Below are 20,002 nucleotides of genomic sequence, written 5' to 3' on the forward strand. Positions count from 1 at the left end.
TAATACAAACAGGTGATCGAGTGACTGCTTTGGGGAAAATATTCGATGGTCCGTTCCTGTCATATTCTGTTGAAAAACTCTTTTTCTGAGGGGCGCTAAAAACATGCCAAATGCTGTTACTCTCAAAAAATGCAATCAACTTCCCGTGATGGGGAAGAATTAAGCACTCTGCAACGAACGATCATGTTCCACATGATCCCGGGTGTTGACGCCAGTTTAATACTGATTAGATAAACCCGGGTACGTCCTTCGTGAGAAAATCGATCTAAGTGGCTAGAATTTTTTCAAGTCGCCTGAAAAAAGAGTTTTTCAACAGAATAGTCACGTTGCTGACCGATACCACTGCATCCCAACCACCGTCGGCTAACTGGAAAGGCGTGCTGACGCTATCGACACTTATGCGACCTTCGAGCCAAAAGTAAGCAGATCGTCAGAATCAACCCGACAAACAAAAACAGCGACCAAAAGGCCGCCGTTATCGTAAACAATGAAGTCTATTAAGTTGCTTTGCGTCGAGCTACTCTGATTAATCCAATGAGGCCAGAACCAAACAGCCATGCAGTGGCAGGAACTGGGACTTCAGTAGTGCGAACCAAATACTGTGGGTATGGATCATTCAAGCCTAGCGTCCACGCTCCTCCAATTGTTCCATCCTGTCCAGGCACCCATGCACCTCCTATGCCTAAAGGAATATCGTATCCCACCTCTGCAATAGCTTTTGCTTCAAGCGATCCTTCTTGGAAAGTCCAGCTATCTTCACCTTGACCAGTTGTAGCTAGCCAACGACTCTTATCAACAATCCCAACTGCCATTACCCTTCTGTTTGCCACAGCCGTATAAAAAGAAGCCACATCACCCAACATGCTTATAAATTGATTAAGATTCATAATGTCACTACTGGTAAGATTAGTCTGTCCACTGTGATAAAGGCTGCCCAGTCCCGCGTTAAAAATTAATGTATAAACCTCATCAGCAGTCGCATGGCGAAAGCCCTGATTAAGCCATCCACCAACACCAGAATTTACTTGGTTATAAGATAAATTTACGGTTTGTGTAAGGTCTAGCCATTCCAGCCCTGTAACAGAGTCAGCGGTAATTAGATGATCTCCAGGCTGATATAGGTCTTCTTCCAGAATGGCTGCTTGTGCCGCGCCGCCAGAAATAAGCACAGCACATATGGCAAGGGATGTGGTTAGGATCTTCATGCTGAATTACTTTTACGTTTAGCTATTCCAATCAACCCCAGCAGGCCAGAACCAAACAGCCATGCCGCCGCAGGTACCGGGGCGGCGGCAACATCGCCGGGGCGAACTGCCATGGCGTACAAATAAGAGCCTTTATATTCGAAGCCTTGACTGCCACCGGAGAAGAGGAATTCAAACGCGTTTGGACTGGGATAAAGTAGCGAATCAGACGGCAAATGAACGTCTTGACTAGACCAGTAGAACCACGATTGGATATTTTTGAACGGGCCGGTATTGGTAAGACCATATCCTGCTTGTGGCACACAAGATGTGGTGGTTGATGTTACAGGATTGCAGGAACTTATATTGCCCAGCTCACCGTAGTATAGGTGCGCCATCTCGCTAGCCGTGCTCCCTGCGTACAGAGTACCAGGTGCGCTGATGTTTGAACCAAAGTCCGTGTTGCCTATCTGACTATTGTTGTAATCGAATGCTGTGCCGTTCACGGGGCTGTTGGTGGGCAAGCGCCAGTCATTGTAGCCTAGGTAGTTGGCGGTATTCATGGCAGCAATCCATTTGTTGGCGGTAGACAAATTCATGGTGCCAGTTTGGTTAATGCTATTCGGCTCATAGTATGCCCCGCTCTCAGCGCTATTCATTGTCATAGGCAAACCAAAGGTATTTGTCGCCGCCAAGTTAGCATCAGCCAACCAAGTAATATTCAGGTCGTTGTCATACACCGCCATCCCACCTAAACGTGACTCAAGGGCAGCATTTGCAGATGTAGACAGCAGGCAGGCAACAACCAGCAGCAGAATGTTGCGTTTATTCATAATCCCCTCCAGTTAATTTCATTTTTTATTGTTGACTCCCAACAATAAAGCAATAACCATGCCGCAAGTAATTAACTACTGCAACATCATGATTGCATGCCTTATCATTTGACAGAAATCTTTGGGTGAAAACTGGAGTGTAAAGAATGCCGACAGAATTGGTGGGCTAGAGAGGGATGTCTGTTAATGGCATAAATCTGAAATGACATAGGCAAGGCCGAAAGTGTGGCGGTAACTTTGGCGGTAACTACGATTATTCAAACAGCGCACATCGCCTATGTATAACCATCTCATTCATTTATTCGATTCCCCCCGCCCCACCAAAAACCAAAACAAAAGGCCACCCCTGCGGTGGCCTTTTGTTTTGGTTTTTGGTGGAGGTTGAACTGATGAGAATCCCCACCGGGTTCGACTAGACGAGCACTGCTCGGCTGGACGCCCACAGGGCGGTCCCGGAACGCAGTGCAGGGATGGATGGATCGCCATAAGGCGAGACAGACACATTCCCCCCCGTTGTTTGAACTTGCGTCGATATCCTTACCTAACCTACTAAGTTAGCCCAACTCATAAATTGAGCTATCTCTAATAATTTTTTCTGAGAATGAGTTGGCAGGCACCCAATAAAGCGCTGTTCCATGCATGAGCCTAGCCCGAGAGCAACGCTACTCCGGCAGATCGTTCAGTTCATAGCTTGTGCTGCGCCCACCCGCATCCGTTTTCCACAGCACACCCCTCGCAAGCAAATCGTTGATGTCGCGCAGGGCTGTGTCTGGAGAACACTTAGCGATCGCCGCCCACTTGCTGCTGGTGAGCTTGCCTTCGAAGCCATCAAGCAGATTGTTGAGCAACTTCACCTGCCGCTCGTTCAATGGCGTGGTGGCCCAGCGCTGCCAGAACCGTACCTTGGTCAGCACGGCGTCGAGCGTGTACTGGGCCTGATCGACTGCGCGATGGAGCGTGTCGAGGAACCAGGCGAGCCACTCGGTGACATCAAGCGAATTTTTCTGGGTTCGCTCAAGGATGTCGTAGTAGGCCTTGCGTTCCCGCTGGATCTGTGCAGACAAACTGTAGAAGCGTTGCGGGCTGCCGTCGGCGCGCGCCAACAGAAGGTCGCCGATGGCACGGGCGATACGGCCGTTGCCGTCGTCGAACGGGTGCAAGGTGACAAGCCAAAGGTGACCAAGGCCGGCCTTGAGTAGCGGCAGTTCGTTTGATGCGCCATTCACCCAGTCCAGGAATCTGCTGGTTTCGAACTCCAGACAATCGGCGGGCGGCGCCTCGAAATGCACCCGCTGGCGGCCGATAGGGCCAGACACCACTTGCATCGGCCCGCTGGCATCGTCGCGCCAGCCGCCGACCTTGTTCTTGGCAAGGCCGGTGTAGCCGCTAGGAAACAGCGCGGCATGCCAGCTAAACAACCGCTCACGCGACACCGGCGCATGGCAGTTGGCCGTAGCGTTGAGCACCATCTCGACCACTCCCTCGACGTTCCGATCCACCGGAGCCAAGGCACCAATGTCCACGCCTAGCCTGCGGGCGATGCTAGATCGCACGAATTCGACATTGAGTTGCTCGCCTTCGATCTCGCTGGTCTTGACCACATCCTCAGTGAGCGCTGCAAGGCTCGCCTGATCACGCAGCGCCATGCCCACGTCGGCCAGACGTCCCATCAAGAGCCCTTGGGCACGACTCACCTCTACCATGGGCCCAGCGAGTGTTACCAAGTCGAAGTGCCAGTTTGGCCAGTTACCGGCCTGCCAGATGAATTTATAATCTCCGCTATTCATGCGGAGAATATGGGTTGAATTCTCTGCATGCGCAAGTTATTCACCGCATCATTTGCGGAGATTGGAGAGAGAGGGGGGGTCTCCGTACTCGGAATGCAAGGGGACGCTATTGCTGCACTGCCGCCGCCCTTGCCAACGATTCCTGCATCCGCTGAGATTCTTTCTGCGCCTCGGCCAAGAGCCGATCCCATTCGTCAGGCGGATGCCCGCTTTCCAGCATCTTGCGAAAGACTCGGTAGGCGTCGTCACCGCTTTCGTAGGCGCGTTTGCTGTCTTCGTCATTCACCCAAGCGTAGACGATCACCCTGCTCGGGGCGTGGTAGCGGAAGAATAGACGGTACTGCTGGAAGAACTTCGCTCGGAACCAGTGCTTGTGATCGTCACCAAGCGCCCCACCCTGGCGGTACTCCGGTCGCGCCGGATCTTGCGGGATGACGTCAAACGCCAGCTTGGTGATCGCGGCCAGTCGCTTACTGGCGTTCTTCTTCAAATAGGCGACTGGGTCCTTTTGCTTAAGTGTCTCGACTTGCCGCGCCAGAGCTCCAACCTGTGCGAGGAACAATGGATGAGCAAAAACCGTCCAGCCATGAATGACCAAGGGCTCAGGCTTCCCCTCGCTCATTCATCGTCTGCCGACAGGGTGGCATCGAGGTCGACATCGACGACCCCGACCAGCGACAGGAGCCGTTGAACGAGGCCTGCATCGACGGATTGCAGGCGCTCAGGATGAAGAGAGATGTCCATGGCCAAAAAGCCGAGGAACTGACCGAGCACAGGGTCGTCACCCTCGGATGCTTCGACGCGCGTCAGCACCACCTCTCCGCTGGAGCGAATGGTGTAGTGGATCTTGTCTCGCTTGCCCAGCTTGAGGGCACGACGCACGGTTTCCGGCACCGTGGTCTGGTAGCGATCTGTGAGTGTAGATTCGACTTCGAGGGTTGCAGCCATGGCAGTCTCCTGCTGATTTCAGTTTACCTATGAATGGTAATGCAACTGCATTGTCATGTCAATGCAGTTGCATTACCTCCAGGGAGCCCCAGCTTGAATAGGTGTAAATGGGTGTGCTTTTGGTTGAGGCAACGGACGCGGGTTAGATTCCTGTTTTGTGAATTGAACTGGCGTCGAATCGCACAAAAGTTTGATGCCCGCTTCCGGCAACCAGACTAGCCAGAAAACCTGCTCGCAGGTCTACAATCAGGCAGGCTTTTCGATTAAGATCGCAATGGTTCGCACCAGCCTGCAGCGCTTCGATTGCGTACTTTCAAAAGTCGTTTTATGCGGGGTGCTGCCCCTCGCCCAGCTAAATTTTGCGAGCATCCGCTTCGCGGCTTGCCTGCTACAAGCATTGCGCTTCGATTCTTCAAGTCCGACAGGCTCCTAGGGCAGCAACAGTGGTTGCGCGCGAGCGGTTAGACCAGTGATGTCAACGATCCATGTATGAGTATGAAAGACTTCTTTCATTGCATTGCACTTTATTAAAGAACTCTTTAATATGATTATGACAATGAAAGAGGACTTTTAATGAACCGTATCACCGGAACTTACGCTATATCCACGACCTTAGGTGAGTCGGTGCGGGCTTTTGTGCCTCACCCTCTACCCCCATCGAATCCGGTGCTTGCGCTGGATTCATTCATCGAGTCCAACCGCGCGGCCGAATTGGCGCTGGCGCGATTGGGAGGGGTGTCGGGATTAGTGCCATCGGTCGATTGGCTGCTCTACAGCGCGATCCGCAAAGAAGCTTTGCTGACCTCGCAAATTGAAGGAACGCAGGCCACCCTGACCGATCTCTTCGACGAGGAGGCAGGTCTCAAGGTCAGTAATACCGATGATATTGAAGAGGTGACCAACTATCTCCGTGCCTTCCGGTTAGTACAGGACCAACTGCGCGATCCTGAAGGACTCCCCATCAGCGTTCGCCTGCTGTGTGATGCGCATCGCTTGTTGCTGGACGGCGTCCGAGGAGCAGGCAAGCAACCCGGTGAGTTACGCCGCTCGCTAAACTGGATCGGTGGCACGCGTCCAGGCAATGCCGTCTTTGTACCACCCCCGCCAGAGCGCGTACCAGAACTACTCGCGAATATGGAGCGGTTCATTCATTCTACCTCAACGGATCTGCCGCCCTTGGTTAAGGTTGCACTGGTACACGCTCAGTTTGAAACCATCCATCCGTTTCTGGATGGCAACGGGCGAATCGGTCGTCTGCTGATCGCTGCACTGTTTGAGAACTGGGGTTTGTTGTCGGAACCACTGATGTATCTCAGCGCCTATCTGAAACAGCACCAATCGGAGTACTACCGCCGCCTCTCTGGTATCCGCACCGAGGGCGATTGGGAATCCTGGGTATCGTTCTTTCTGGAAGGTGTAGCGACCGCTGCGGCTGATGCAGAGCGCAGCATCATCGCAATTGCGAGCCTGGTGGCGGCAGACCGCAGGCGACTGCTGGAGTCGCCCAAAGTGGGGCCAGCCAGTTATCGACTCTTTGAAATGCTGCCAATGATGCCGCGCTTCACGATTGAGAGGGTCAGGCAAAAGTTGGACACCAGCTTCCCGACCGCCAATGCAGCAGTGAAGACTCTTGAAGAACTCGGTGTCGTGACTGAATTGACCGGACAAAAGAAGAACCGCAGCTACAGCTATCAGACTTACATCGAGTTGCTGACGCGCTGAGAGTTTCCCAGGCGGGGTGCCCAGATTTAATGCGGACGTAAGTTCAATTGCCACCCGCTAAATCGAACTTAGATCGCTATTGTGAATAGCGATAAAATGTTCAATTTAGGGGATACATGGACAAACCATCCACTCCTTAATTCTAAACTCCCTGTGCATTTAAAATAACCCGCACGACAAAACCAGCCAACCCGAACACTGCGCAGGGAATCCACACGTAACGCACCTCTGAACCCAGCACGCTCAAACCACGCAACGATAAAAGCTGCATAACGTTTAATGGCGACACTTCAATTATTCGCCATGGTAAAAAATAACGCTTATTCGAGAACGGGCTGAAGAAAGCAATGCCAAGACCGCCATTGGTCATGGCATCTAACAATCCGTGAGAAGCGGCACTGAAGAGAAGCAGAAAAAACGCAATTGATCTCTCCTCACCCAATTCCGGCGCAAAAAATGCCCCCATCACTGCCAGCGCAACGCTGAATGGAAACGAGTGCGTAAAGCCACGGTGTCCGAACGTATGGTCATAGGGAATCCCCAGCCACATTCCTACCGCATCAATATCGGGCAACACAGCACAGGCGAGTGCCAATACCATGAGCCCAGGAGATACCATATCAGGACCCAGTGCGACACTGAGCGCCAGCGGCACGGCTAGATGGGAAATGGGCGTCGCCAAGCCCGTTACCTATCGCCCTGGTTGGGCAAGGTGGTCAGGCACGACAATACCCTCCCAATCTGTAAATTGGCGAGCCGATGATATGGCGACTGTCGCAGAGGATTGATTTCCATTGATTTTGATTTTTTGACAATACTGCTAAAAATAATTCACGATCAGCATCATCATAAATGGATATCTTCATGGCCAACACCTCGTGATGTAATGTGATAAAGCGCACCTCCATATTCTATTCTTAGGGAGGCTAGCCATAACAAGGTTATGTTAACTCGCAAAATATGCAAAAAGCACTACCGGACCACCTTAGATTTGTTCAAGATCCTATTGAAGATTAAGCGGCCTCAAGTGACCATGATCATCCATGTAGAGGTCTAAAGGTTGCCGCAGCGCGGCTGATTCAGCTTGCCTCGGTGCGCATCGGTACTGGCGCTTTCGGAACCCCGCTGATATCGACGCGTTCGTATTCAGCAATCACCTGCGCGCCCAGCAATAGCAGCGTGGCGGCCACTTCCAGGCTGAGCAGCACGATGATGGCCGTAGTGAGCGAGCCGTACACCACACTCACCTGCGACAGTGTGCCGAAATACCAGCCAAGCGCATGACGGATAATTTCCCACAGCAGGCCCGCCGTGGCACCGCCGATCAGTGCGTGCTGCGCCGTCAACCTGCCTACCGGCATGAAATAATAGATCGCGGAAATAAGCAGAATTTCCCCGAGTACCCCGGCAAAGTAGATCAGCCAGCGCGAGAAGCCGCCCAGCGACCAGCTATGCCCCAGAACAACCAAATTTTCACCTCCTATCGCCACCAGGTCCACGATCACAAACGTACCCGCCAACAGCACTGTACCGATGAAAAAGATGTAGCCAAAGGGCAGCAACAGCGAAACGAGGAAGTGTCGCCTGCGCTTCTCCACGCGGTGCAGAAAAATTACCGAGATCGCACTCTCCAGCACCTTGAAGCCGAGCGAGCTAAAAAACAGCATCGTAATGAGCAGCACCCAGCCGATCACCTCGCGGTGATCGAGGAAAGCCTTCAACTCCGCTACCACTGCACGGGCTTGCCCTGGCACTACATACTCCAGCGCCCTGACCAGCGTTGCCAGCAACACAGCTTGATCAATCACTTGCGACAGCAAGATCACCATGAGAATGAGCAGCGGCACAATGGAGAGCAGCGCGTAGTAGGCCACCGCGCCAGCGAGAAGCAGGCCCTGATTGGCCTGAAAGGCTTTTAGCACTACTAGCGCGAAGCTGACCGGGTTTGTTAAGACGTAGGATATTTTGGGATTGATGAGTTTCATGGGGACAGTGGTTATATGTCGATTATTTTCATTTTCATCGACACATAATATCGATGTGTCGATGAAATCAATCGAACCAGATGTTCGATATAAATAAAAAATTGCATTTTCTTATCACGCTACGACAGATTATGTATAAAAAAAAGGGGGGGCTATACACATCATTGTCCACAAAGATTGTTGCCATGTCTTACAATTAACGCATGATTGCAAGACCTGACCCCATTGCGTTACTCGATTTCCGAACTGGCGCGCGCTTCGAGCAGCGACAACATTGAGGTGCACAGCCTGATTAGTGATCAACTCCGTCGCCTGCTTAAGTTCGGCCAGTGCTGCACGCGCGTTAATGCACAGATTCACCAAAACACGTCTCAACCTTAGCCCTGATTGGCCGCGTTTTAAGGCCAGTTTTATTTCCAATTTTTAGGGCTAATGGTCATTTTTCATGCTGTTATTGACACAACCCTTATCTATGACGATCAGATGATAGAAGACACAACATTTACCCCACTACTTTTGATGAAACGGATTTAGTCTATGTCAAAATTGGGAGATAGCGAATAATCCCACATAGTTACAGCTTCGAATCTTTTGAGAAAACTCGACAAATCCCCAAATATTCGTAGAGATTTACTTTCATCTTCACTCACCGCTCGAAGTGCAACAAACTCATGCAACGCATGGTCATCGCAGTTAGGGCCGCCTGATAAATCCCATAATTCTTTATACAAAGTTGGAATGCCCACTTGTTCTGCAACGAAGTATTCGCCCGATTCCAAACGGGCGAGTAAGACCGCGATGTCATTTTGTGATGGAACGCCTGACAGAAAAATTTCTCCCCAAACCTTATAGGTTGATGCGTCGCGGTAAAGGTATTCAAATACACAACAATTTTTATGCGTCACTGGATATCCCCACCTGCTTTTTAGTGTTTTGCATAATGGCTACTTCCTATTATCCACAAAGAGGTGATTTCTATGCCACGCGACAAACTCAGCTTGTGGTGCAAAACGTTCTGGCTGCTCAATTGTACGACCACTTAACGGTAATAGAACCTCCATTACAAAAAACTCGTTCTTCCGTTTTAGCTCCTCCGAGACAACGATCTTAAAATCATCGGTAAGCGTTATCAGCCCCTTATCAAAAGCCCTGTCATGAATCGCAGAAAGGCACAGACCATTGCTTGGATTCAAGCGATTCGCCTTGTCTTTACTCCACGGCACAATATGGCTAGCAATCAATAGTCGCTGATCCGACAGACCTGACATACAGCAGCGCCCACGATAGCTGCTGAGTACAGCCCTGCGGAAAAAATACTGCTTAATTCTTTGTGTTGTTAGAACTTGCCGGGTTTCCCCAGTAAATTCATCCAGTACAAGCTCATCGTTTTCCGGCTCCCAATCTTCAAAGGTATCGTTGTCTAATTGCTGCCGGAGTAGTTCACACTCCACGGCAAGCCTTTCCCAATCCGAGTGGAATTCGTCCCATACATCGTGATCCAATGCCGATGCATTTCCCAAGCCTACTCGCCCCGTACTTGTAATGGCTGGATCAATGCTTGCGATATTAAGCATCTTCATAGCAACCGCATCAGGTGTGCGACCAATATCTTTTGCCAATGCAACTATTTCCGGGTTGCGTCCGTGAATTCGTCCATATGGAAGCTGACAATATAGGTGAAAAGCTAGCTTAACCTGCTCTTTTGTCCATAGCCCTGTTGCCATGATGCCTTTCGGCAGACGTGGTAGTTACCATGTCTGCCGCCTCCTTAGAGATAAATGAAAAAAGTTATGAATTTAGCAGTTACTTCAAATATCGGTGCAACTGCGGCTAGCAGCACCCTCCATTTGATCCAATACTAATTATGTGCAAAACTAACATGAAAAATCATTCGCATTATATAAATCTGACCATTTAATTCATCTCACCGGAGGCATATGAAACGGCAAGCCGTTATGAAAGCCTGTACTTTTGCCTTTTTGTTACCCTTTACGCTTACAGCGCTTGCTGATGAGCAATCCTATAAACTGGCAGATAGACTAACAAAACTGACCAATCAAACGATCTCTGACCACCAAAGGCCGATTTGGCTAAAAAATACTACCGTAAAATTTGGTGTGGCTAACGAGGAAACTGTATGGATGGTCAACACCCTTCAACCTGTCTGGCAATCCCGTTTTGAAACTGTATTTTTGCAAGGCAAGCTGAAGCAAAGATACAGTAGGATGGTGTCTAATATTGGGAGTGGTTACCGCTGGCTTACTGCTGACAATAATTTAGTTTTGGGATTAAATGGGTTTTATGATCAGGATGTGAAGACAAATGCCGAACGCTTCAGCATTGGAGGTGAAGCCTTCAGCGAGGATACCAGCGTACGTGCGAACGTGTATAACGCTATTGGTGAGCTTACCGCCCTCCCCGATGGTCAGTCACTTGCCCTTAATGGTTACGATCTGAAGCTTGAAACGCCTGCTCCAATTTTTCGCAATACTCGCTTAAGTTTTAAAACCTACCAATGGAATACCTCAACGAGTATCGAGCCGGTTCAAGGTTGGAAAACTTCGATAAAGACATTTCCCAACAACAAACTGAAAGTGGAACTTGGTGCAAGCAGTAGCACACTGGCTGAGACAGAGGTTTTTCTGAATCTGACCTATCAGTTTGGAAAGCACAATAAACAGAAATCGGCAATTTTCGACAAACTCGCGCCACAGCGTACTCGAGTTGTTCGTGAGTTTGCAATGCAGGCGGAGGACAGTTAATCTGGATTGCGCTCATACTGCAGCACTGAAGGGTAGATGTGACTGCCCCCCTCTCCCCAACCCTCTCCCACAAGGGGAGAGGGAGTTTACTTTTGCTACCAAAGCCGTCTAAGCCGCCAAAGTCACCAATGCGCTTTGTACCACAGGAAATAATTGCCGCTTTTTTCTGTAAAAATTGCCGCAATGGTCAAAAATAATAATGCGAACCTAGCATATGTATGGTTGATTTGGTGTTAAGTAAAATCAACGTCTTCCCTGACAAGCCCTGATTAAAAGCGATTCCACAGGTCGCCTGTACTTTTACTACATTTCAGTAAAAAGAATCTGATACTAGGCATGCATATTGCTTTATCATCTATATAAACCAAATGAAACACGTTGCCAAAATTGTGTTTCTTACTGGAGTAAACATGATTAATATTTCACCTGCTTCCTTTACCCAAAGCATTGCCAACTTCCAATCGCAGGCGCTTAGTGCGCTGTTTAATTCGAGCAGTGATGCAAAAAACTCTGACTTCTGGGCTACGATAGCCCCGCTTGTTTCTTCTAAACCAGAAGCAACCAATCCGTTAACTGCGCTTGCAAATAGCAGCAGCATAAATGGCTTGTCTCCGACAGGCCGCAACCTGGCTTTGTTTGATCCTGAATCCGCTTTTCAGATGATGAGTGTGATTAACAACAAGGATGTTTCATATAAAGCGCAGTTTTCTGAACTGAGTCAGATGAAAGCTTACGTTTCAAAAATGCAGGATGAAGGCCAGAGTCTGAGTGGTATTACGTTATCCACTGGCAATGACAGCATAAAGACCCAGTTGCAGGGTTTTGTGAGCGAATACAATAGTTGGGTTGAACGTTTCACTCCGGACATGCAAAAAAATGGTTTGCTGGCAGATACGCAGGCTGCACAAGTTTCTTTGTATGAATTAGACCAGAGCATCAAGAACACATTCTTTGGGGTGAAAGACGACGTGCATGGATTGAAAGATCTGGGTATGACGATTGATCCCAATACCAAATTGGCTGTTTTTGACTCTGTTAAACTGGATAATTTACTGGCTACTAACAAACAAGGTGTTGTAAATACGCTTCAGGAGTTTGGTGGTAATTTTGCCAAGTCGGCTAGTTTGCTCAATGCTGACAATAATTTTATCCCTAACCAGCTTAACAACCTGAACAAGGTCATTCACTACATCGCTGATAACAAGGATGATTTACAAGCAGAGTTTGGCACCGGCAATCTGGCTAAGCCTGTCGGTCAGGTTGCTCTGGCTCTGGCTGCCTACAATCAGACTTACAACACTTAAGCAGCTTTGTTTATTGGGTTGTGACTATTACATAGCCGGTTCAGATCATATTGTTGGCTCTTAACCTGCCACACGCTTTATAAAAATCAGCTAGATCTAGAAATCCGTTTTCAAGCAAGCGATGAACATAAAAAAACTCCGCACATTGTGCGGAGTTTTTTTATTGCTGAACAACACTCAGCTTCAGATTTGATGCTTTTTATTAAGCAAAATTCTTGGTTTCTTTTTTGGTCTTCTTTACAGCCTTTTTTTCTTTTGGCGTCAAGACCGCTTGCTTCTTGGCCGCCTTATTACTTTTCTGTTCTTTGCCCATGGTATCCACTCCTTACAAATGTTGGGTGATATTGCGTTTAAATCTGGTGTTCGGATAATGCTTTAAAAGATACTGAGTGATGAATGTTAGAAGCTCTTCTTTCAGGTACTGTGAAACGCCTTCAAATACTAATGAGTGAAACGGTGAAGGTATTAAAATGAATAGATAAAGTGCACTCTACCATAAATATTGACCTTGTCTACAAATGTTAAATAGGCCGCTTTTTAGTTCCGCTTATTAAACGTTGTAGTGGTCTAATGAAATCGGACACCAACCAAGGTGGTAAAATTACCATCAAAGAAGAGGTGTTCAATGACCAGAAAGAGAAGAACCTTTACCCCTGAATTCAAACAAGAAGCGGCGTGCTTGGTGCTTGACCAGGGATACTCAGTATCTGAGGCTGGCCGCTCACTGGATGTGGGTGAGAATGCTTTAAGGCGATGGACCCAGCAGCTCAAGGACGAACGTCAGGGATTCACGCCCAAATCCAAGGCGCTCACCCCTGAGCAGCAACGAATACAGGAGCTTGAAGCCCGGGTTAACCGCCTGGAACGGGAGAAAGCCATACTAAAAAAGGCTACCGCTCTCTTGATGTCGGACGAACTGAATCGTACGCGCTGATAGACCAGTTAAGTGAGCAAGAATCGGTTGAAATGGTCTGTGAAGCGTTTGATATTCCAAGATCCTGCTATTACGAACATCGGCACAGGCGATCAGTGATTGATACGGAACGCCTCTATCTGCGAGCAAAGGTTAATGAAGTGTTTCGCCAGAGCCGTAGTGCCGCGGGAAGCCGTAATATCGTCGGCCTGCTGAATCAAGATGGCATCCGGATCGGGCGTTTCAAAGTACGTCGCCTCATGCAGGAGATCGGTCTGATCTGTAAACAACCCGGCCCCCATGCATACAAGCAGGCCACAGTGGAGAAGCCAGACATCCCGAATCGATTGGATCGGGAATTCAATGTCAGGCAACCCAATCAAGTATGGTGTGGCGATATCACCTATGTATGGGCAGGAAGCCGCTGGGCTTATCTGGCGGTAGTTCTGGATTTGTATGCACGAAGAGTGGTCGGTTACGCATTATCAGATCGGCCTGATGCTGAGCTGGTGGGTAAGGCACTGGAGCATGCCTATGAACAACGAGGCAAACCCAGCGGCATCCTGTTTCACTCGGATCAGGGCAGTCAATATAGCAGCCGTCTCTTCCGACAACGGCTATGGCGCTATCGTATGGAGCAGAGCATGAGTCGTCGTGGAAATTGCTGGGATAACGCCCCAATGGAACGATTATTCAGGAGTTTAAAGAGTGAATGGATACCAGCGCTGGGATATCCATCAATTGGAGAAGCCAGAAAGGATATCAGCCAGTACCTGATGACTTACTACAACAGAAAGCGGCCACATTCTTTTAACGATGGAATGACTCCTGTTGCATCTGAAGATAAGCTTTATTTACTGTCCGGAAATAGTTGACCACTACACGTATCAAATTTTTGTGATGTGGGATGCCCATTATCCCTATCTATCTGCGAGAATGTGAATTGGAAGCTGCTGGATGCGCTATGCAATAGTTTTAACCAAGCATTACTGTTGCATATCTACACTGATATTAATCACCTTCAAATTCACATAGTGCAAAAACTTTGTGCCCTTGTTTTTCCAACCGTGAGCGCCCGCCTAAATCGGGTAAATCAATGACGAAACAGCATTCCACAATTTTCCCACCAATGCTCTCAATCAGTTTACATGCAGCACCTGCTGTTCCACCTGTTGCTATCAGATCATCCACAAGCAGTATCCGGTCTCCCTTGGAAATGGCATCGATATGCATCTCAAGACGATCTGCACCGTATTCAAGTTCGTAATCGTGCCCTACCGTTTCAGCCGGCAATTTGCCCTTTTTGCGTATGGGTACAAACCCCAGACCCAGTTGATAAGCCAGTGCTGAACCAACAATAAACCCCCGGGCCTCGATACCTGCTATCAGATCGATTTTCATACCTGAATAGCGATTGACCAATTCAGTGATGGTTATTCGAAAACCCACCGGATCTTTTAACAAGGTTGTGATGTCCCGAAACATTATCCCCTGCTTGGGATAATGGGGAATGGTACGAATGCGCGATTTTATAGGCATGCCGATCTAACCCTGGTTAATAAGCGACTGTCTGTTTTTGGCAGCAAGTGGTGATAGATATACATACACCATCAATGCGCTTCAGACTGTGGGGCTGTTGACTCAAAGTGCAATGTGCGTGTGGGGAATGCAATCTGCGCACCGTGTTGGTCAATGATTTCTGCTATTTTCAGCAGCACGTCCTGCTTGACTTCATGGTAATCCACCCAGACTGTGGTCTTGGTAAACGTGTAAATAAAAAAATCAAGAGAAGACGGACCAAATGTATTGAAGTTGACGATCAACGTCTGTGTTGTGTCTATCTCCGGATGGTTCTGCAACATAGCCTTTACGTCTGCCACAATGGCCCCCATTACGCCGATATCGTCGTAACGGATACCAATGGTTTCCTTGATGCGGCGATTGGTCATGCGCGAGGGGTTTTCAACCACAATCGTTGTAAACAAGGCATTCGGCACATAAAGCGGATTTTTATTAAATGCACGGACCCGAGTGTGGCGCCAACTGATGTACTCTACCGTACCCTCTATGCCTTTATCAGGTGAACGAATCCAATCACCTACACTGAAAGGCCGGTCCATGTAGATAGTGAGGCCACCAAAAAAATTGGCCAATAAATCTTTAGCTGCAAAACCGATGGCAATACCACCAATACCACCAGCCGCCAATACTCCCGATATACTAAAACCAAGGTTTTGCATAACCATTAGGGAGGCAATAATAAACACCGTGAGCCGCGCTAACTTTGACAGTGCGTCAATTGTGGTGGGGTCTACTTCCTCCCCTTTTTCCTCGCGCATCGTCACAAGATTGCGGGTAATGTTACGTATAAAACGAATTAAAAACCATGTGAGACAGACTACTACGCCTACATTACGGACTGTTTGTACAGAATCAAATATGCTTGCATCGGTCTGTTTGCCAACAATTGAAGCAGCAAAAGCCAATCCCACTAACCAGATAATGATGGGTATGGGACGTTTTGCCGCCTGAATAAGGGCATCATCCCAGGGGCTATTTGTCTGACGGGATATAATCTCTACCTTGCGGAGCAAATATCGAGCAACAAAATTAGCCAGAACAACGGCCAGGACAATAAGGGAAACTTGTGGAAACCAGGGCTCTGCCAAGGAAGAGAACCCCAATACATCTGATATTTCTTTCATATTCATTGGGTAATTGGTATTGCAGGTAGGGTGGTTTTTAATTATAACAGACCTGGTTAGTGGCTTGCCACCCTTGCCATCCAACTTATTGGTGCCGGATCAATAATATAGAGTTATTCTTAATGCGCGAATTAAATTGTTCAATACGTGATTTTGGTTCATTCATAACCTTTTACTCTATACATAATTGTAAAACTACATTCTGGAAAGCAACCTTGACGGGTTCAATTTCAGGAAGTAAATTCACAGTAAAAATACGCAACATTTTATACAAACAGCATAGTTTTTAAATACTGAATAGCGAGCAGCTGATGTATCTAAAAAATAAATACAGGCTGAACATATGGTGAGCCAGTAGCAATATGTAATTAGGTTTTCGCCAAAATATTGACAGCTACACTAGAAAAGATAGCGGTCACTTGGAGAAATATTCATGCGCGTATGCTATTTTTAAACCATACCGTCTTGCAAGGAGTACGACATGGGTAAACGAATTTTGTTAATTCAAGGCCACCCTGATTCCAGCCAACTCCACTTATGTCATGCACTGGAAGACGCTTACGCCCAAGGTGCCATGTCAGCCAAGCATGAAATCAAACGGATTAACGTGGCAACACTGGATTTTCCCCTTTTACGCAGCCAACAAGAATGGGAAAAAGGTGATCTGCCTCACAGTTTGATCGAACCTCAAGCAGCCATAAAATGGGCTGAACACATGGTGCTGTTCTTCCCGCTGTGGCTTGGTGATATGCCAGCTTTTCTCAAAGGATTTCTGGAACAAGTTGCTCGCCCCGGTTTTGCATTTTCTGGTGAAGGAAAAAACCCCTTGGCGCATAAAGGGCTTAGCGGTCGTTCTGCACGTGTCGTTGTTACGATGGGCATGCCTGCAACCCTATATCGCTGGTTTTATCGTGCACATAGCATCAGGTCACTAGAACGCAATATTCTCGGTTTTGTGGGGATATCGCCTGTCAACGAAACTTTAATTGGCATGGTCGGAAATATGGAAGCCAAAAATACCAACAAGTGGTTTGTCAAACTGGAAAAACTGGGGTTAAAAGGCGACTAATAAACTTGCAACGTTTTCCTCAATCTATTCAACCAGTAAGCAGAGATTCTACAATAGAATATATTTGCAATAATTCATTATTTATACAAAATAATTTCATTGGTTCCGTGCACTTTCGGTAATTTCTATTAAGTCGAGGCGGTATACGCTTTGCAACCTCTACACGCAATCAATTAGACATTTCGATTTCCATTCATTGGGTTTTACTTGCCCGCCCAAGCTGATTAAATCATACTGTATAGGCGTATTTCTCTTACAAACCAGCTAGAAACCAAGTTAATTATTTCCCACAAGCTATATGATTAAAGAAACGGTCTTAAGCAGTAAAATTTCTTCCGCACTGACTACGTACATCTTTGGCACCAGATATCAATACACTGGGTTCATGTCAGAAACAAATGACTGATCCGGTGATCCACTTTTCAGGATTTTTTATCCTTGTCACCGTTCTAGGTATCAGTGCGCAATGGCTGGCATGGCGTTTTAAATTACCGGCTATTCTACTGCTTGCCTTGTCTGGCCTGGCTGCAGGGCCTGGACTTGGACTAATCCAACCCAGTGAACAGCTTGGCGCAATGTTGAACCCTCTGATAGGGCTACTGGTATCGATCATTTTGTTTGAAGGAGGGATGAACCTTCGCTTCCATGAACTTAAAGAAGCGGGGCGTGGCGTTAAGCGACTAGGTACGGTGGGCGTTGCAGTTACCTGGTTTTTGGGAAGTATTTCCGCTCATTACATTGGCGCACTTTCCTGGCCTGTTGCTTTACTTTTTGGTGCAATCATCGTTGTCACTGGCCCCACAGTCATTATGCCTTTACTACGGCAGGCAAAGCTTAAACAACGCCCCGCTTCATTGCTTAAATGGGAAGGGATTATCAATGATCCGATTGGCGCATTGCTTGCGGTGCTGGTTTTCGAGTATTTTCTTTATTCAGGTTCAGATGCTGCAGCTATACAGGTTTTAAGTGGATTGGCAGCCGCTATTGCAGCTTCGGTGGTATTAGGTGTTGGTGGTGGTTATTTGTTAGGCAAAGCATTCAGTCGGGACGATGTGCCTGAATTTCTAAAGGCCCCCGTGACTTTGGCTTTTGTGCTGCTTTGCTACGGTCTTGCCAACATGGCGCAACATGAAGCAGGACTGCTTGCAACTACGCTGCTTGGTATGACACTAGGTAATATGCGGTTGCGCAGCATTGAGGAATTAAGGCGCCTGAAAGAGTATGTGTCTATTCTGCTGGTTTCAGGTATTTTTGTTATTCTGACAGCGAACCTTGACCCACAGATACTGACCCGCCTTGATTGGCGCAGTGCATTACTGCTGGCACTTGTCGTGTTTGCGATACGGCCAGTCTCTGTGTATTTATCCACCATAGGCCTTGGGATGGACTGGCGGGAGCGCGTATTACTGGGCTGGATTGCGCCGCGCGGTGTTGTTGCCGTTACAGTTGCAGGTGTATTCGCTGCCAGTATGGCCGAACAGGGATATAAAGGAGCTGATCTATTGCTGCCATTGATAGTTTCCCTTGTGTTGGTTACGGTTGTTCTGCATGGCTCAACTATCGGCTGGTTATCACGCAAACTTGGGCTGGCTGCTGCGAGCCAGAATGGTATTCTGATTGTAGGAGCTTCCTACTGGAGCACCGACCTTTCGATCCAGCTCAAACAAATGAACATTCCCGTGATTATTGCGGACTCTAGCTGGTACAACATGAGTCGCGCCAGGTTATCTGGCATTCGTACCCATTATGGGGAAATCCTTTCCGAACATGCCGAAATGGAACTGGAACTGAATGACATTGGTTTCCTGTTTGCAACAACTGCCAACGATGCCTATAACGCTTTTGTCTGCTCACGATTTGCTGCTGAATTTGGTCGTAACAAGGTTTTGCAACTGCCAATGCATCAAGCTGCCGAGGGACAAGAAAAAAAGAGCATCAATATTGCAAACCGGGGGCTGATTGCCATGAAGCCGAAGGCAACCAAAGAAGAACTAGACCTTCGGCATTACCGTAATTGGCAATTCAAGAAAACGCGCTTAACCAAAGCGTATACCTACGAAAATTACCTGCAAACAGAGTCTGAAGATGCGCTGCCACTGCTTTTACTGCGCCAGGATGGGACGGTTATGTTTCATTCTGAACAATTTCCGATCAAACCGGTAGAGGGTGATATTTTATTGAGTTATATTCCACCGGCACCTGATAAGCAAGAGAACCAACAGACCGAAGTTTAAGCCTGCAATACTTTATTTAACAACGCGTATATAACCACCCTGGCCTGTAACGGCAGGGTTATCGCATGTAAGCAAAGCCTTCTTGTTGCAGTTTGATGATTTCGGCATCGCCCATCGGCACCAGTGACACAAAGCCATGAATGTCTTCGGCTCCGAATCCCTTTCCACGGGCAGCGATTTTACACATTCTGAATTCAATCGTACCCCCTACTGTGAGGCTTTGAGCGCGATCCATAATGGTTTTATATTTTTCGTAATTTTTAATGGCAAAAAAGGGAATTTCGTTTCCATGTAACACAATCACAATTTTGCTATCAAAGGGGTCTGCACCGTTTAATGCACTCAGATAGCTGGTCCGGTCCAAAATGCTGGTCATGGCTTCTACTGTACTGACTGCAGCGTCATAAACAACCTTCTGTTTACTATATTCCTGTTCGATTTCTTTTGCATGCCCCCATGGGCCCTTGCTTGTGTTATCAGCATAGACAGGAACTGCCAAAAGAAAAAAAATAAGGGTGAGTAATATTTGACGGTTCATTTGACTCTCCGGAAAGTG

19 protein-coding genes are annotated in these 20,002 nt (G+C 47.9%); 6 read left to right on the plus strand and 13 right to left on the minus strand.

What is annotated here, in order from left to right:
- Window positions 1-497: 497 nt before the first annotated feature.
- The 5 genes from EDC63_RS02605 to EDC63_RS02625 form a co-directional block, all read right to left on the minus strand.
- Window positions 498-1,205, minus strand: a complete 708-nt coding sequence (locus tag EDC63_RS02605) for a VPLPA-CTERM sorting domain-containing protein (protein WP_124947525.1) — start codon at window positions 1,203-1,205, stop codon at window positions 498-500.
- Window positions 1,202-2,017 carry an Lcl domain-containing protein gene (locus EDC63_RS02610; protein ID WP_124947524.1) on the minus strand — a complete coding sequence of 272 codons (816 nt, stop codon included), beginning with the start codon at window positions 2,015-2,017 and terminating at the stop codon, window positions 1,202-1,204. Before EDC63_RS02610 ends, EDC63_RS02605 begins: the two co-directional genes overlap by 4 nt.
- Before the next feature lie 662 nt (window positions 2,018-2,679).
- Window positions 2,680-3,804, minus strand: a complete 1,125-nt coding sequence (locus EDC63_RS02615; protein WP_132920875.1) for a Fic family protein — start codon at window positions 3,802-3,804, stop codon at window positions 2,680-2,682.
- 106 nt (window positions 3,805-3,910) lie between these two features.
- Window positions 3,911-4,426, minus strand: coding sequence for a type II toxin-antitoxin system YhaV family toxin (locus tag EDC63_RS02620; RefSeq protein ID WP_124947523.1), 516 nt, complete (start codon window positions 4,424-4,426; stop codon window positions 3,911-3,913).
- Complete coding sequence (locus EDC63_RS02625) at window positions 4,423-4,752, minus strand: type II toxin-antitoxin system PrlF family antitoxin (RefSeq protein WP_124947522.1); 330 nt, start codon at window positions 4,750-4,752, stop codon at window positions 4,423-4,425. Before EDC63_RS02625 ends, EDC63_RS02620 begins: the two co-directional genes overlap by 4 nt.
- A gap of 573 nt (window positions 4,753-5,325) precedes the next feature.
- On the opposite strand from EDC63_RS02625, the gene EDC63_RS02630 reads away from it, so the two are divergent.
- Window positions 5,326-6,474, plus strand: coding sequence for a Fic family protein (locus EDC63_RS02630; protein WP_124947521.1), 1,149 nt, complete (start codon window positions 5,326-5,328; stop codon window positions 6,472-6,474).
- Window positions 6,475-6,616: 142 nt separating this feature from the next.
- On the opposite strand, the gene EDC63_RS02635 is transcribed toward EDC63_RS02630, so the two are convergent.
- The 5 genes from EDC63_RS02635 to EDC63_RS02655 all read right to left on the minus strand — a co-directional run bounded on the left by EDC63_RS02635 (window position 6,617) and on the right by EDC63_RS02655 (window position 10,183).
- Window positions 6,617-7,156, minus strand: coding sequence for a metal-dependent hydrolase (locus EDC63_RS02635; protein WP_132920876.1), 540 nt, complete (start codon window positions 7,154-7,156; stop codon window positions 6,617-6,619).
- Window positions 7,157-7,190: 34 nt separating this feature from the next.
- Window positions 7,191-7,340, minus strand: a complete 150-nt coding sequence (locus tag EDC63_RS18495) for a hypothetical protein (protein WP_165922888.1) — start codon at window positions 7,338-7,340, stop codon at window positions 7,191-7,193.
- Window positions 7,341-7,553: 213 nt separating this feature from the next.
- Window positions 7,554-8,459, minus strand: coding sequence for a YihY/virulence factor BrkB family protein (locus EDC63_RS02640; RefSeq protein ID WP_124947520.1), 906 nt, complete (start codon window positions 8,457-8,459; stop codon window positions 7,554-7,556).
- 530 nt (window positions 8,460-8,989) lie between these two features.
- Window positions 8,990-9,364 carry a hypothetical protein gene (locus EDC63_RS02650; RefSeq protein WP_124947519.1) on the minus strand — a complete coding sequence of 125 codons (375 nt, stop codon included), beginning with the start codon at window positions 9,362-9,364 and terminating at the stop codon, window positions 8,990-8,992.
- Between the two features lie 39 nt (window positions 9,365-9,403).
- Entirely contained in the window at window positions 9,404-10,183 is a 780-nt protein-coding gene (locus tag EDC63_RS02655; protein ID WP_124947518.1) for an HNH endonuclease, read from the minus strand.
- Between the two features lie 213 nt (window positions 10,184-10,396).
- Between EDC63_RS02655 and EDC63_RS02660 the strand changes: the two genes are divergently transcribed.
- From EDC63_RS02660 to EDC63_RS02670, 3 genes are all read left to right on the plus strand, one after another.
- Window positions 10,397-11,221 (plus strand): inverse autotransporter beta domain-containing protein, encoded by an 825-nt coding sequence (locus EDC63_RS02660; protein ID WP_124947517.1) that lies wholly within the window; start codon window positions 10,397-10,399, stop codon window positions 11,219-11,221.
- Window positions 11,222-11,631: 410 nt separating this feature from the next.
- Window positions 11,632-12,525, plus strand: a complete 894-nt coding sequence (gene fliD, locus EDC63_RS02665; protein ID WP_165922889.1) for a flagellar filament capping protein FliD — start codon at window positions 11,632-11,634, stop codon at window positions 12,523-12,525.
- A 625-nt stretch (window positions 12,526-13,150) separates the two neighbouring features.
- Window positions 13,151-14,313 (plus strand): IS3 family transposase gene (locus tag EDC63_RS02670; protein ID WP_124947515.1). Its coding sequence is split into 2 segments (ribosomal slippage): window positions 13,151-13,406 and window positions 13,406-14,313, totalling 1,164 coding nucleotides; the frame shifts between segments, so codons are not numbered across the junction.
- Window positions 14,314-14,449: 136 nt separating this feature from the next.
- Here the strand turns inward: EDC63_RS02670 and EDC63_RS02675 are convergent.
- Window positions 14,450-14,977 carry an adenine phosphoribosyltransferase gene (locus EDC63_RS02675; protein WP_124947514.1) on the minus strand — a complete coding sequence of 176 codons (528 nt, stop codon included), beginning with the start codon at window positions 14,975-14,977 and terminating at the stop codon, window positions 14,450-14,452.
- A gap of 71 nt (window positions 14,978-15,048) precedes the next feature.
- Window positions 15,049-16,143: a mechanosensitive ion channel family protein gene (locus EDC63_RS02680; RefSeq protein ID WP_124947513.1), complete on the minus strand. Its 1,095-nt coding sequence runs from the start codon at window positions 16,141-16,143 to the stop codon at window positions 15,049-15,051.
- A 481-nt stretch (window positions 16,144-16,624) separates the two neighbouring features.
- On the opposite strand from EDC63_RS02680, the gene EDC63_RS02685 reads away from it, so the two are divergent.
- A complete protein-coding gene (locus EDC63_RS02685; protein WP_124947512.1) occupies window positions 16,625-17,212 on the plus strand; it encodes an NAD(P)H-dependent oxidoreductase in 588 nt (195 codons plus the stop codon).
- 398 nt (window positions 17,213-17,610) lie between these two features.
- A complete protein-coding gene (locus EDC63_RS02690) occupies window positions 17,611-19,446 on the plus strand; it encodes a cation:proton antiporter (RefSeq protein WP_124947511.1) in 1,836 nt (611 codons plus the stop codon).
- 58 nt (window positions 19,447-19,504) lie between these two features.
- Here EDC63_RS02690 and EDC63_RS02695 read toward each other — a convergent pair whose 3' ends face one another.
- Window positions 19,505-19,984 (minus strand): DsrE family protein, encoded by a 480-nt coding sequence (locus EDC63_RS02695; protein ID WP_124947510.1) that lies wholly within the window; start codon window positions 19,982-19,984, stop codon window positions 19,505-19,507.
- Between the last annotated feature and the right edge of the window lie 18 nt (window positions 19,985-20,002).

The sequence above is a fragment of the Sulfurirhabdus autotrophica genome (assembly GCF_004346685.1).
Taxonomy (GTDB): Bacteria; Pseudomonadota; Gammaproteobacteria; order Burkholderiales; family SMCO01; genus Sulfurirhabdus; species Sulfurirhabdus autotrophica.